Raw genomic sequence first — 14,037 nt, forward strand, 5'->3', positions numbered from 1 at the left:
TCGATCAGACGAAACGAGTTGTTCAAGGCGACCGAACAGATTGCATATGGATCTCTCAACGCTGGGTTAGCAGATCTGATGGAAGCCGAGGTTCATCAACGTTGCAATCTTGCGCAACTGATCTCCCCACCGGCCGACTCCAATGGCGCAATGATGCGCAGGACCTCGGGCGCTCCAGGCCTCCACAAAGCCTCGGGCTCCGAGCGAGAAGCGGTAGCGGCTATTCGTATTTCCAATCTCGAGGATCGGTCCGGCCACGCTTTCCCCTTCCGCCACAAGCAGCGAAAACCCCTTCTCCTTATCCTCTACGACGGACAGGAGCGTCACCGGCCCATACTTCACCGCCATCTCGACGGAGAGGCCGTGCCCGACCTTGCCGTGATAAACACTGAGCGGACGCACACGAATCTTGTCCTGGGCAATGCGCGCGTGGCCAGGGCCGTCGTGCCCCATCAAAACAAGATCCTCGTTGAAGTCCATCGCGTAATACTCCGTGAACGAACCGCCTGCGCCCAGCTCGTCCATGATCTTCATGGCGAGCACATTTTTGATCTCATACTCGCCCGCTACCGGCACACCGCTGCCGGTCAGCATGGAAGTTCCCAGGATGATGGAGCTCATGGTGTTCTCATTCTCCGCCACGCCCGACCCCATGTAGTAATACGCCAGCATATCGAATGCGTTGTTGGCGACCATCCGATCCAGCGCTACCGCAGTCGTTGCCGCGCGCTCCAGTTCTTCCAGAGAACACTCCTCATCCACTGCAAAGAAACCATGAAACTCCTCCACCTTTAATGCGATTTGCGTCTCTGTCACCTCGCGTCGAAGGCCGCTCAGCTGATCCACTTCAACCATCTCGATATGCGTCCCAAAACGTCCCGCAACCTGCGTCAGGTCTGTGGCCAGGTCAAGCATGCCGCTGTAATAATGCCCCATCAACCCCATGCGACTATGACTAAGAGTCTTCGCGATCTCTGCAGCCGTCAGCCAGCCTTCAAGTTCTTCCCAGCATGCGGGATCATCGCGCAGGACTCCCGTCACCTGCTGAAATGGAATTTCCAGGCGCCGCAGGACGTTCGCGATCTCTGGAACCGGGCATGAGCTGCAATAGGCCAGCCACTCGCCGGTCATCGCGGTGCGGCTGGTCATTTGATTGAACCGCGCGTAATCAATTGCGGCTTCCGGCTGCAGATTTAGAAGCACGACCGGGACCTTTGCTCGCTGAATCACGGGAAGAATTGTGGACGAGAGAGCATAGGTTGTGACGTAGACAAGCAGGATGTCGATATCCTCCAGCCGGCACAGATGACCCGCCTTTATCGCCTTCGGAGGGCTATCGATCAATCCCAGGTCAATCACAATTCTTCTGTCGTTGCCTTCCACCCTCTCCCGCACCACATCGAGATATCCCCGGAGGCGCTCCTCCAGCTTTTCAAATTGTGGCCAGTAGGTCTCAAGGCCCACACCCGCCAGGCCTACTCGAAGTTGTCTAAAAGAACTGTCCACGACCCTCTCCTCGATGCTTCCCTTTGCTAGTGCAGCTTAGGGAGGGTCTCTGCTGAGAGGCGAGGAGTTTTTTTGTCGTGCGATTACATTTCACTGATTGGAATGACCTGGAGGACTGCTCTCTGCTTTTGCTTGAAATTCGATCTGAAAATGCATTTCCTTTAGGAAATTCCACGATTAATGCTTTTCGAGCTAATTTCACTTGCTGGAATTCCAGAATGTGCCCAGTGTACGATTACGAGCGCAAGGGAAACGGAACATGAAGAAGCGCTCAAACGTGGAATTGAAATCTGGTGAAGAGACCAAGGTCTCCTCTGCTTACAGCATTCAGGCCGTGGAGCGAGCATGCAGCATCCTGAGGTGTTTCCAGCAACGGCAGTCCCCGCTCACACTGAGCGACGTTGTCGCCGATACCAATTTGAGCCGCACCACTGCCTTCCGCCTGCTTGCAACTCTGGTCGAACAAGGCATGCTGGAGCGCTCTGCAAAAAATCAATATCGCGCAATAAGCGAGCGGCGGCGATGCCGTTACCGCATCGGGTACGCATCGCAAAGCGAAGAATTCTCTTTTTCGCGGCTGGTCTCCGACAGCATTCGCAGCTACGCCTATGAAGCGGGCGTCGAACTGCTGGAGTTGAGCAATCGATACAGTCCCACCGTTGCCATCCGCAATGCGGAGATGTTCGTTCGCGAGCGCGTGGACCTGGTTATTGAGTTCCAGACCAATCAGCAAAGCGCCTCCATCGTCGCCTCCAAGCTGATCGAAGCGGATATTCCGCTCATCGCGATCGAGATTCCTCATCCTGGCGCCGATTATTATGGCGCAAACAACTATCGCGCAGGTCTGCTGGCAGGGCATGCCCTCGCGCAGGCGGCAATCCACCGCTGGGGTGGCCAGGTGGATGAAGTGTTGCTGCTGGAACTTCCCATGGCAGGCCCGCTTCCACGCTCAAGGCTTACAGGAGTGCTTGCCGGCATTCGCGAATTCCTTCCCAAAATTCCCGATCAAAAAGTCCGCTTTATTAACGGGAATGGACGCTTTGAGAACAGCCTGCAGGTCACGCGCCGGTATGTGCAGCACAACAAAGCGAAGCACGTTCTGGTCGGCGCACTGAACGATCCAAGCTGCCTGGGCGCGCTGCAGGCATTTGAAGAAGCAGGACGGGCAATGAACTGTCTTGCCGTAGGACAGAATGCCAGCATTGAAGCGAGACGCGAGATGCAGCGGCCTGGGTCGTGCTTAATGGGGTCGGTAGCGTACTTCCCCGAACGTTATGGCGAAGCGGTCTTGTCTCTTGCCCTCGACAAGCTGCAAGGCAAGGAGATTCCCCCGGCGACCTTCGTTCGCCACCAGATGATTACCTCTGAGAACGTTTTATCGTTTTATCCGAACGACAAATTAATCGCGGCTGGAGACAGTGACTCTCTTCTTTACAGCTGGCGTTGAATTTTGACGAAAGAAAACTCCCGTAGCTTGAATCCACGATGATGAATTTAACCTACGGGAGCGCTGTTCCTATTCCAAGGTTAGCGGATGGCTAACAACTAAGAGGACGCTCTCAGGAAGGCATAGGCAGCCTTCGCCGAAGCCATCTGTGAGACTGGAAACGGATTCTCCTGTTCGGAAAAGGCATGCTGGACGCCGGCCTTTTTGCCCGCAGCAAAGATCGGCTTGTAGTCAATGAATCCACCGCCAAGATCCGTTCCCTGCGGCCTGTCTGCTCCTCCCAGGCTGGTGACCGGATGAGCCAGAGGCTGAAACTCCTTCACGTGGATCATCTTGAAGCGTCCCGGATATTTTTGAAAATAGGTGATTGGATTCGCGCCACCTGCACACATCCACCCGCAGTCGATTTCAAACTTCACCAGTTCGTGATCGGTATTGTTGACGAGGATGTCATAGCCAAAGCGGCCATCCGGCATCTTTTCAAACTCGTAGTTGTGATTGTGATAGGCATACTGCAAGCCGGCTGCTTTGGCCTTGGCGCCGATATCGTTCATCTGCGCAGCCAGCTTCGTAAAGCCCTCTTGCCCCAGCGGCGCCATCGCCGGTCTAGGGCCCGTTGCGCCTGCAGGACGCCGTGGCTGGTTGCCGGTAGCGAGGCTCGAGCTGGTCGCAAACTGAGCGCCCAGGGTGTGAGCATCCTCAAAGACGGGCCCCAAATCCGCTGCATTCAAATTCAAATGCGCACTTGGCGCTTTCAGCCCGGCATCATCCAGCAGCTGCCGAAATTCTTTTACGCTGTACTTTCCGAATCCCGCTGTCTCTACCTCGCGGAAACCGATGTCGTGAAGCTTTTTGAGTGTACCCGGCGTATCCTTGGGCAGGTCTTCGCGAACAGTGTAGAGCTGGATTCCGGGCGGAAGTCCCATGGCTTCCCCGAGCGCCAACCGCGGAAGAACGGCAGTGCCCAGAGCGGCCAGTCCAAAATTGCGGGAAGTTGCCAGGAATTCTCTACGGGTATGAAGTCGCATTGTTACTCCCTTTATCAAGATTGGTACAAATGGTGTTTTTGCCAACAGGCAATCGCAGGTTTATTGCGGTAAGGCATTATCGAATTGAGTCTCATCGAGTTCAGAAGGGCGATTCTGGATTTGTTTCTCGGAAAATGCAAAGAGGAAGAAGACTAACACCAGAGTGGAGATGACGGTCGAGAACAGCCATATCGACTTCCAGTCATAAGTGACTGCACCCTGTGCTACAGCCAGCGTGTAATGATCTACGACAGAACCCGAGAGCCACGATCCGACGAACATTCCTAATCCATAAGTAATCAGCGTGATGAGCCCCTGCGCCGCTGCGCGCAAGCCGATATCTGCTTTGTAATCGATATAAATCTGTCCGGTTACGAAGAAGAAGTCGTAACAGATGCCATGGAGAAGAATGCCTCCCCAGAACATCCACATGTGATCCGTCGGGTTGCCGTACGCAAAAAAGATATAGCGAAGAACCCACGCGCCCATACCGGCTGCCAGCATATACTTCACGCCCAATCGCCGAAAGAACCATGGGATCAGGACCATGCAGAGAAGCTCCGACATCTGTCCGCCAGTCATCTTGCCGGCCGCATTCTGTACGCCTACCTGGTTCAGGAAGAGATTGGTGAAAGCGTAGTAGAACTGCAGGGGAATACAGATGAAGAAAGAGGCCGCGACGAAGATCAGCATCGATCGCTCTTTCAGCAAAGCAACTGCCTCACGAGGGAAGATGCTGCTGATGGAGAGGCGACCTGCCCGGCCAAGCGGCGGCGTCGATGGCAACGTCAGACAATACAACCCCATGATCAGAGAGGAAAGGCCGGCGAGACGCATCGGCATGGCCGTGGCCTCAACTCTCAAGTGACCGATCAACAGGCCGGCCACAATCCAGCCGAAAGAACCGAGCACGCGAATGGCCCCGAACTCCTCCTTCGGGTCGCTCATCTGTCGGAACGCGAGAGAGTTGGTGAGCGCAAGCGTCGGCATGAAGCACAGGCAGTACAACAGCAGGAAGAAATAGAACAGCGGAAAAGAAACCTGGGAAGAGGCACCGAACAACAATGCCGCGCCAAGCAGATGCAACAAGGCAAGAACCTTCTGAGTCGCGAAGAGCCTGTCTGCGATCAGCCCGACGAAGAACGGAGCGAGAATCGCGCCCACCGACGTGGCCCCTGCCGCAAAACCAATCTGCTGGCCGTTAAAGTGTAAGGGTCCCGCGAGCCATGTCCCCAGGGTGACATACCATGCACCCCAGATAAAATATTCCAGAAACATCATCGCGCTAAGTCGGCTTCTCATCTGCAGCTTCATCAATAATCCTTCCCAACCGTTCGGCCATTCCCTGGAGTCCTGCCGGATTGTCTAAGACTATTGTTACTTCAAATCAGTTCAGGCGGAAAGCATAGACGGAGTCTCCTGCGCCGACGAGGACATACTGATGGCCATCCAGCATGTAGGTCTCAGGCGCATTCGTAACGCCAATCCGGGCGTGCCATAGGGGATTTCCTGTCGCCACATCATAAGCAACAAAATTTCCTCCCGGATCCCCGGCGAACAAAAGCTTGCCTGCGGTTGTCAGTAATCCGGGCTGTACACCATAGTTCGTAATCCCGGAATAACGATGCTGCCAGGCTATTTTGCCGGTCTTGTAGTCGATCGCCGTGATGTAGCTCCCCATGCTTCCCAGGCTCTGCTCGTCCTTGCCACCCAGCCCCATCGACCCACGCGGATCGGTGGTGGTCAGGTAATACATGGCGTAGCTGTCCGTTGTGGGAACGTACATCAAGCCTGAATCCGGACTGTACGCCGGGGGCATCCAGTTGGTGATTCCCTGGTTCGCTGGAGATACCAAGGCACCGGCAAGGTCGAAGTCTTTCGCCGGGATTCTGACCGGGGCTCCATTCTTGTCATAGGTATCCGCCGCCCAGTTCACCGTCTTCGACATCTTGCCCGTCACCAGATGTTCACCCGTCAGACGATCCAGGGTGAAGTAATAGCCGTTTCGTGCGCCATTCAGAACCAGCTTGCGCATCTTCCCATTGAACATGCCGTCGATCAGAATCGGAGTCTGGGCTGAATCGTAGTCATGCGTATCATGCGGAGAGTTCTGGTAGTACCAGACCATCTTGCCGGTATCCACATTCACAGCGACAATCGAGCAGGTATAAAGATTGGCGCCATCCCCACGCTTTTGCGAAGTGTATGCCGCGCTGGGATTCCCTGTGCCGAAGATATACAGATGGGTCTCCGGATCATACGAACCAGGAACCCAGACGTTCCCGCCACCATGCGAGGCCGCATCCAGGTTTCGCCACGTATCCAGGCCCGGATCGCCGGCTTTCACCGGAACTGTATAGAACTTCCATTGAACGTCGCCCGTCTCGGGATCAAAGGACTGAAGCAACCCCGGCTCGTCCAGATCGTCGCCCGTTCCTACAAGCAGGTGATCTCCCACGACGATCGGGGCCATCGTTGAAAAATACTGCTCGTCAAAACTCGCAATCTCTTTATGCCACTTTTCTTTCCCCGTCTTCGCATCCAGGCAGATCAGGTAGTTATCCGGCGTCTCCATGTAGACCCAGCTCTTCCACATCGCCATGCCGCGATTGCCGATGTGCGTGCCGCCTTTAGTTCTCCAGTAGTAGTGCCAGATCTCATGCCCGTCCCGCGCATCCAGCGCCCACGCATTGTCTGGAGTCGAAACATACAAGACTCCATCGATCTGCAGGATTGCGCCCTTGATGTTGGCCGCAGTATTGAATTCCGCCTTCCCTTCCCCCGCGACGATCGTCGCAGGCGCACCGGCGGGGCTCTGCGGCCCGGCCTGCAGCCGGGATACAAACGCCAACGACAAATTCTTCACCGTGGAATGATTGATCAAGTTCAGGGAACTGTATCGGCGTCCGGAGTAGTCGCCGGAATAAGTCGGCCACGAATCAGGATTCGGCTTTAAAAGCTGGGCGGGATCCAGGCTTTGGCCGACAACCAGGCCACTCCCTGCGCCAAACAATGCGATGGCAAGCAAACACTTCAACACTCTTGTCATTTAAGGGTCACCAGGTAGGCCGTTACGTCGTGGATGTCTTTGTCCGTGTACTTGTGCAGAAGCTCTCTATGCGGCGCGAGCGGATCATGCAGTTCCACCTTCGGAACCTGCCCCATGCGGCTGAACCCACGAAGCGTTCCATCAGCCTGGGTAAGACCCACATAGAAGTCGTCGATTCTCGTCAACAAGCCATCGATCTTCTCGCCGGTCGGTAAAGTCACCGTGACTGTGACCGGGGGAACATGGACTCCCGTCGGCTGTACCTGCGCAAAGCCGCCTCTTCCTCCTGACCCGCCGGGCAACAGCCAGGTCTGCTGAAGCACCTTGGGTGTGGGCATCTTCGCGGCAAAACCCTTCAAGTCTCCGGTAGTCGAGTGACAGGATGCGCAGGTCTTCTGGAAGTACTTCTCACCAGCCCCGGCATCCCCGCGTACGATATCGATATTGTTTTCGTTGGGATCAGTGCGGCTCGCAACCTTCAGGCTGTGCAGCCAAGCGGCCACATCGCCAATCTGTGCGTCGGTCAACTCGACTCGAGGCATACCCTTGTCAGCGCGTGCTCCATGCACAATCGGAGCGATCAGCTCGCCCGATTGATCCTGCAACACCACGCTCGATCGAAGCAGGTTCGGCCCTATCTCACCTCCGGCGGCATCCGATCCATGGCAAAAGCCGCAGCTCACGCCATAGGTTGCCTTGCCACGGTCCAGTACATCTTGCGGAGCTTTGGGGCGGTCAGGATAGGCTTGCGGCCGGCGCTGCGCTCGAGGCGTCGCAGCAGTAGCCTGGGCTTGAACAACGGAGTGTAGCTGTATTCCGTACCACGTCGCGGCGAATAAAAACAAAGTGGCCCGAATTTCGCGCTTCACGTATCTCCTCCGGCAGATCCCAATCATTGTCCATGCACCGCAGGACAACCTAGAAAATGGGCGCGTTCTGACTGTACCGTGAAGCGGCATAGACGCAAAATAATTCAATCGGCGGCACACCGCCTTTTATAAGCACGCGACAAGCCCCCCATTAAAGAGAGGAAGCCCGGCGCCCCTCACGGATAAGCCGGACTTTCATCTACTTTATTTGCGCTTTCTACGAAGTTGCCAGGGGATCGCGGATCTGCATGGCAGTTCTTACCATCCCGCCAGGGCAAGGCCAACCTCCCCCACCCTCGCGTTTTGAGGCGCAATCATTCAGAGCCAGCACTAGAAATCTTCGTGGAAAGCAACCTCGCCGGCGACAGCCACCTGATAGGCAGACACCCGCCTTTCAAAAAAGTTCGTCAACTCCTGCACATCCTGCAGCTCCATGAAGGCGAATGGATTCTTCGATCCAAAAATCGGCTCCATCCCCAGGCGTGAGACGCGCGCATCAGCTACGTACTCCAGATACAGCCGCATCTCCCGGACCGAAAGGCCCGCAACGCCGCCCGAAAGCAGATCCTCGGCAAACTGCAGCTCGCAATCGACCGCCTCTTTCATCATCTCGATAATCTGTTGCTTCAGCTCGTCATCGAAAAGCTCCGGCTCCTCGGAACGAACCACGTTGACCACCTCGAAGGCGAATTCAAGATGGCAGCTCTCATCGCGAAAGACCCAGTTCGTTCCTGCAGCCAGACCATTCAGCAGGCCACGAGACCGCAGAAAGTAAACATAAGCAAATGCGGCAAAGAAAAAGAGACCCTCGATACAGCCCGCGAAGCAGACCAGGTTCAACAGGAATTGTTTGCGCTCCTGCGGCGTTCGCAGCTCATCCAGCTTTTGAATCGAGTCCATCCAGCGCATGCAGAACTGCGCCTTTTTCGTGATCGAAGGAATATTCTCAACCGCCGCAAACGCCTCCGCGCGCGCATCCGGGTCGGGAACATAGTTGTCCAGCAGCGTCAGATAGAACTGCACGTGCACGGCTTCTTCAAAGAGCTGGCGCGATAGATAAAGCCGAGCCTCCGGCGAGTTGATGTGCTTGTAAAGATTCAGCACCAGGTTGTTCGACACAATCGAGTCCCCGGTCGCGAAGAAGGCCACCAGACGCTGAACCAGGTGAATCTCAGCCGGCGTCAGCCGCGAACGCAGATCAACTAGATCGGTGGAAAAATCGATCTCTTCGACGGTCCAGGTATTGCGAATACCATCCTTGAACATCTCGAAGAAGGTGGGATAGCGCATCGGCCGCAGCGTAAGCGAAAGGCCAGGATCCAGAATGGTGTGTGTTGCAGTCGACATAATTGCTCTCCGTTACTGACAGGCTTCGCAGGTCTCAGGGTTATCCAGCGAGCAGGCGACGCTCGCAGTGGCGTTGATCGCCGGTACGCTCCGCTCGCGCGCAACCGCCGACACCGTGGTCTTCGCAATCTTCGTCGCAGGCCGCGACCGCAGATAATAGGTCGTCTTGATGCCACGCTTCCACGCGTACATATACATGGAGCTGAGTCTTCCGATATTCGGCGACTCCGCAAACAGGTTCAGCGACTGGCTCTGATCGATGAAGAGCCCACGGTCGGCGGCCATATCGATCAGGGATCGCATCGGAACCTCCCAGACGGTGCGGTAGATCGATCGGACATCCTCAGGGATCTCGTCGATTCCCTGGATCGAACCCTCCGCAAGCTTGATCCGCGTTCGCATGGCCTCGGACCACATCCCTAGCTGCTTCAGCTCCTGGACGAGGTAGCGGTTGATCTGCATGAACTCCCCCGAAAGCGTCTCCCGCTTGAACAGATTGGAGATCTGAGGCTCGATGCACTCGTAGCACCCCGCGATGGAGGCGATCGTTGCCGTTGGAGCAATCGCAATCATCAGCGAGTTCCGAAGCCCTGTCTTGCGAATGCGCTCCCGCAGCTGCTCCCAGCGCTCACCGTTCTCGGGCGTCCCACCCCACAGGTCGAATTGAAACTCCCCCTGCGCGGCGCGAGACTCCGCGAACGCCGCATGCGGTCCGTTCTGCTCAGCCAGCTCGCAGGAGACGGTCAGGGCATGGAAGTAGACCTCTTCCTGGATCTTTGCCGACAGTCTTCTCGCCTCCGGCGAATCGAACGCAATTCGCAGCTGGAAGAAGACATCCTGCAGGCCCATCACTCCAAGCCCCACGGGACGCCAGCGGCTGTTTGCCACTGCCGCCTGGGAGACGGGGTAGTAGTTGATGTCGATCACCCGATCCAGCATCGGCACAGCGTGGCGCACCGTAGCAGCCAGCTTCTCGAAATCGAACACCCCTTCGTTTACATGCCGGGCGAGATTGATCGAGCCTAGATTGCACACCGCTGTCTCCGCCGAAGAAGTCACCTCCGTGATCTCCGTGCAGAGATTCGAAAGGTGAACGACATTCTCAGGCCTTCCGGTCTGATTGCACTTCCGATTGCACGCATCTTTGAAGACCATCCATCCATTTCCAGTCTCGGCCAGCGTGCGCATCATGCGCGCATAAAGATCACGCGCCTTCACCTGCCTCACATATTTCTTCTGCTCTTCAGCCTGCTCATACGCCCGGTCGAAGTCTTCCCCGTACAAATCCGGAAATTGTGGTACGACTTTGGGGTCGAACAACGACCACACTCCATCCTCATCCACGCGCCGCATGAACAAGTCGGGAATCCAGTTCGCTAGATTCAGGTTGTAGGTCCTTCGTGCCTGATCGCCGGTGTTGTCGCGCATCTCGAGGAACGACTCCACATCGGCATGCCACGGCTCCAGATAGACGCAGCAGGCCCCCTTGCGCTTGCCGCCCTGGTTTACAGCTGCCACCGAGGCATCCAGCGTGCGCAGCCACGGCACAATCCCATTCGACAGGCCATTCGTCGCCCAAATCAGCGAGCCCTCCGAGCGTACCCGGTGAAAGGCCAGCCCGATACCGCCGGAAAACTTCGACAGCAGCGCAATCTGCTTGTAGGCGTCATAGATCGACTCCAGCGAGTCCTTCGGCGAATCCAGCAGATAGCACGACGACATCTGCGAATGTTTCGTTCCGCTGTTGAACAAGGTCGGCGAGCTCGGCAGATAATCGTGCGAGGCCAGCAGACGATAAAAATCCACTGCCTCTCCCACCCGCGTCGACAGGCCCGCCGACACCCTCATAAAGAAGTACTGAGGCGTCTCAATCACCTGCCGCGTGATGGGATGGCGCAGAAGATAGCGATCGTAGACCGTGCGAAGTCCGAAGTACTCGAATCGATCGGAGAAGCGATCGTCAATCGCGCTGTTCAGCTTGCGCGCATTGCCTGCGACAAACTCCGCCGCATCCTTCGAAACCACTCCTTCGCGATGGCCAACTTCTATCGACTGCGAGAACGAATAGATATTCTGCCCCGCAACCTCCTTCTCAATGGTCGCCAGCAACAGACGCGCTGCCAGCCGGGAGTATTCCGGCTCCTCTGCAATCAACGCCGCCGCTGTCTGGATCGAGATCGAGTCCAGCTCACGAGTCGAGGCCCCGTCAAACAACCCGCCAATCGTTTTGCTCGCAACGCGAATCGCGTCCACATGTGCCAGCCCCTGGCAGCATCGCTGCACGGCTCGCACAATCTTGTTCACATCCACTGGCTCAAGCGCGCCACTTCGTTTGCGCACCTGCATCTGTGGAATCGATTCGGCCGAGGGAAAGTTCGGGTCCAGTTCTGTCAGCGTCGCTTGTGCCGCCATGGGGAGTCTCCTCTTGCCCAGAGCGGAGGAAGCGGAGGACGTCTGCACAAACCGGACGCGGCCACCGCACCTTCCCCTCGAAGGCGTGTGAAATTCGTGCCTTTCGGCACGCGCTTCCGGCAGGTCTTCGGACTCTGCAGGCTCCCTACTTGCTTCGGCTTCCCAGCTTTTCAGCCAGTGCCATATCGAAGCGTTCGTTCCTGCTTACCGCTGCGGGGCAGTTCCGGATTCGCACCGGATTCCCTTTTCAGTCCTGACCACGAGGGCCAGAACACCGTGAAGTTCACTCACTATAACAAGGGCTATACGGCGGGTCAACGTCTATATATTGGGGCCATCATGTGGAAATGAGGAAGAAACTCTAGCCGCGCCGCACGCAGCGAAAGCCCATGTTGCTGGTCGAGCTGTCCGGCGTATTCCTGGTTCTGGCGGCCACGCGATAGCGATTGCAGTAGCTCGCATGGCAAAGAAAGCTGCCTCCCTTGGTGACCTTTTCCGTGCCACGCACCGGGCCTCTCGGGTTAGTCGTCTCATGCTTTGGATGGTTAACCCCAAACCAGTCCTGGGTCCACTCCCACACATTTCCGACCATGGAGTAAAGACCATATCCGTTTGGAGGAAACGCCCTGACCGGGCACGATCCCGCATATCCATCTTCCGCCGTATCCTGCGAAGGAAACTCTCCCTGCCATACGTTGCAAAGGTGTTTGCCTTCGGGTTCAAGTTCGTCTCCCCACGGAAACAGCCTCTGCTCCAACCCGCCGCGAGCAGCGTATTCCCACTCTGCTTCCGTAGGCAGCTGTTTGCCCGCCCACGCGGCATAAGCCTCTGCGTCCGAGTAGGAGACATGAACCACAGGATGATCCTCACGGCCGCGAAGATGACTGCCTGGGCCCTCCGGAGCATCCCACTTCGCTTTGTATACCTTGCACCACCACTGCGCCTGGGCGACAGTGTCTGCGACAAGCTGCTTGAAACGCTCTTTGGGAATATGTGCCCAGAAGACGAAGGACCAGTCGTATCGCTCCGCCTCGGTGATATATCCCGTGGCCTGGATGAACTCTGCGTACTGCGCGTTGGTAACGGGCGTGATGTCGATCGAAAAGGGTGGCAGGACCACGAAGCGGACCGGGCCTTCCCCATCCGCAGAAAAGCCGAGGGCATAATCCGTGCCCATCTTGAAACGTCCACCGGGCAGCACAATCATGCCGGCGCTGGAGCTTTCCTGCAATGGATTGGCCAGAATCGCAGACTCGTTTGTGAGCTTTTCTGCGCGGTCTGCAGAAGGCGTGCAGCAGCTTTTCTTCTCTTCATCCATCGTCAAGGCAATGCTACACAACTTCAAGCCTCGCATGAAATGCCACGATCCCGAGCCACCCTGCAAGGTACGCTGCTCGGCACCATTACAATCCTTCCATGACCCGTACCAACATCCCGGGCACCAGCCCCTACGAACCCATCATCGGCTTCTCTCGCGCCGTTCGCATCGGCAATCAGGTTCATGTCTCCGGAACCGGGCCCGTCGGGGCCGACGATCTCGACGTCGCCGAGCAGACCGATCAGTGCCTCACCCTCATCGCCGCCGCACTCAAGAATGCAGGCGCCTCCTTCAAGCACGTCTACCGCACCCGCATGTTCCTCACCCGCACTGAGGACTGGGAGATCGTAGGCCGTGTCCATGGCAAGTTTTTCTCTCTCATCCGCCCTGCAGCCACCATGGTCGTCGTCAAAGAGCTCCTGGACCCGCGCTGGCGCATCGAGATCGAAGCCGACGCGTTCATTCCCGAATAGACATTCTTCTCGCAACGCGACCCCGCATCGTTACAATCGGGAACGTCATGACAGCCGCCACGGTCACGCGCCCAGGTCTTCTCCGGATCATTGCCGGAGCCGGACTTCTTGTAGGCACGCTTGATATTGCGGATGCCATCCTTTTCTTCGGTCTTCGTGGCGTTTCACCAACGCGCATCCTGCAGGGCATCGCCTTCGGACTGATCGGCCGCACAGCCTTCTCCCTGGGCACGCGCTCCGCCCTGCTTGGGCTTCTTCTTCACTTCTTCATTGCTACAACCGTCTCGGCCATCTACCTTCTCCTCAGCCGCAGACTTCCACTTTCGCGTCATCCATGGTTCTATGGAACCCTTTATGGCATCGCCGTTTACATCGTCATGAACTACGTTGTCCTCCCCCTGTCCCACATCGGCCTTCGCCCACTTCCTCCGCTTGCTCCCTTAATCAATGGGATTGCAGCACTCATCCTCTGTGTGGGAATTCCCCTCGCCTTCCTCGCACGGCACTACATCCCCTACAAGCCGTCCTCTCCCGCTGAAGATCACATAGAACCGATATGATGAAATAGCGAAGGGGCGTGGTGCACTC

11 protein-coding genes and 1 riboswitch are annotated in these 14,037 nt (G+C 56.7%); of the genes, 3 read left to right on the top strand and 8 right to left on the bottom strand.

Going from position 1 to position 14,037, the window contains the following annotated elements; genetic code table 11:
* Positions 1 to 66 precede the first annotated feature (66 nt).
* Complete coding sequence (locus tag AC5S26_RS20040; protein WP_494186713.1) at positions 67 to 1,506, bottom strand: arabinose isomerase; 1,440 nt, start codon at positions 1,504 to 1,506, stop codon at positions 67 to 69.
* A gap of 259 nt (positions 1,507 to 1,765) precedes the next feature.
* Here AC5S26_RS20040 and AC5S26_RS20045 point away from each other — a divergent pair, with 259 nt between their 5' ends.
* Positions 1,766 to 2,953: a substrate-binding domain-containing protein gene (locus tag AC5S26_RS20045; protein ID WP_494186714.1), complete on the top strand. Its 1,188-nt coding sequence runs from the start codon at positions 1,766 to 1,768 to the stop codon at positions 2,951 to 2,953.
* 98 nt (positions 2,954 to 3,051) lie between these two features.
* On the opposite strand, the gene AC5S26_RS20050 is transcribed toward AC5S26_RS20045, so the two are convergent.
* The 7 genes from AC5S26_RS20050 to AC5S26_RS20080 form a co-directional block, all read right to left on the bottom strand.
* Positions 3,052 to 3,981 carry a sugar phosphate isomerase/epimerase family protein gene (locus tag AC5S26_RS20050; RefSeq protein ID WP_494186715.1) on the bottom strand — a complete coding sequence of 310 codons (930 nt, stop codon included), beginning with the start codon at positions 3,979 to 3,981 and terminating at the stop codon, positions 3,052 to 3,054.
* 60 nt (positions 3,982 to 4,041) lie between these two features.
* A complete protein-coding gene (locus AC5S26_RS20055) occupies positions 4,042 to 5,283 on the bottom strand; it encodes an MFS transporter (protein ID WP_494186716.1) in 1,242 nt (413 codons plus the stop codon).
* Between the two features lie 85 nt (positions 5,284 to 5,368).
* Positions 5,369 to 7,030 (bottom strand): acido-empty-quinoprotein group A, encoded by a 1,662-nt coding sequence (locus AC5S26_RS20060; RefSeq protein ID WP_494186717.1) that lies wholly within the window; start codon positions 7,028 to 7,030, stop codon positions 5,369 to 5,371.
* On the bottom strand, positions 7,027 to 7,899 hold the full coding sequence (locus AC5S26_RS20065) for a c-type cytochrome (protein WP_494186718.1): 873 nt from the start codon (positions 7,897 to 7,899) through the stop codon (positions 7,027 to 7,029). Before AC5S26_RS20065 ends, AC5S26_RS20060 begins: the two co-directional genes overlap by 4 nt.
* Positions 7,900 to 8,229: 330 nt before the next feature.
* On the bottom strand, positions 8,230 to 9,246 hold the full coding sequence (locus tag AC5S26_RS20070; protein WP_494186719.1) for a ribonucleotide-diphosphate reductase subunit beta: 1,017 nt from the start codon (positions 9,244 to 9,246) through the stop codon (positions 8,230 to 8,232).
* 12 nt (positions 9,247 to 9,258) lie between these two features.
* Positions 9,259 to 11,658 (bottom strand): ribonucleoside-diphosphate reductase subunit alpha, encoded by a 2,400-nt coding sequence (locus AC5S26_RS20075; RefSeq protein ID WP_494186720.1) that lies wholly within the window; start codon positions 11,656 to 11,658, stop codon positions 9,259 to 9,261.
* A 101-nt stretch (positions 11,659 to 11,759) separates the two neighbouring features.
* A riboswitch (cobalamin riboswitch) is annotated at positions 11,760 to 11,953 on the bottom strand.
* A gap of 66 nt (positions 11,954 to 12,019) precedes the next feature.
* On the bottom strand, positions 12,020 to 12,976 hold the full coding sequence (locus AC5S26_RS20080) for a formylglycine-generating enzyme family protein (protein ID WP_494187164.1): 957 nt from the start codon (positions 12,974 to 12,976) through the stop codon (positions 12,020 to 12,022).
* A 98-nt stretch (positions 12,977 to 13,074) separates the two neighbouring features.
* Between AC5S26_RS20080 and AC5S26_RS20085 the strand changes: the two genes are divergently transcribed.
* A complete protein-coding gene (locus tag AC5S26_RS20085) occupies positions 13,075 to 13,449 on the top strand; it encodes a RidA family protein (protein WP_494186721.1) in 375 nt (124 codons plus the stop codon).
* A gap of 47 nt (positions 13,450 to 13,496) precedes the next feature.
* A complete protein-coding gene (locus AC5S26_RS20090; protein WP_494186722.1) occupies positions 13,497 to 14,009 on the top strand; it encodes a hypothetical protein in 513 nt (170 codons plus the stop codon).
* The last annotated feature ends 28 nt before the right edge of the window (positions 14,010 to 14,037 follow it).

Source organism: Edaphobacter sp. FHG110511_03, assembly GCF_059115365.1.

Coding starts and splice junctions, on each gene's coding strand:
- AC5S26_RS20045 (WP_494186714.1), top strand. CDS start 1,766: ATGAAGAAGCGCTCAAACGTGGAATTGAAATCTGGTGAAGAGACCAAG.
- AC5S26_RS20050 (WP_494186715.1), bottom strand. CDS start 3,981: ATGCGACTTCATACCCGTAGAGAATTCCTGGCAACTTCCCGCAATTTT.
- AC5S26_RS20055 (WP_494186716.1), bottom strand. CDS start 5,283: ATGAGAAGCCGACTTAGCGCGATGATGTTTCTGGAATATTTTATCTGG.
- AC5S26_RS20060 (WP_494186717.1), bottom strand. CDS start 7,030: ATGACAAGAGTGTTGAAGTGTTTGCTTGCCATCGCATTGTTTGGCGCA.
- AC5S26_RS20070 (WP_494186719.1), bottom strand. CDS start 9,246: ATGTCGACTGCAACACACACCATTCTGGATCCTGGCCTTTCGCTTACG.
- AC5S26_RS20075 (WP_494186720.1), bottom strand. CDS start 11,658: ATGGCGGCACAAGCGACGCTGACAGAACTGGACCCGAACTTTCCCTCG.
- AC5S26_RS20080 (WP_494187164.1), bottom strand. CDS start 12,976: ATGGATGAAGAGAAGAAAAGCTGCTGCACGCCTTCTGCAGACCGCGCA.
- AC5S26_RS20085 (WP_494186721.1), top strand. CDS start 13,075: ATGACCCGTACCAACATCCCGGGCACCAGCCCCTACGAACCCATCATC.
- AC5S26_RS20090 (WP_494186722.1), top strand. CDS start 13,497: ATGACAGCCGCCACGGTCACGCGCCCAGGTCTTCTCCGGATCATTGCC.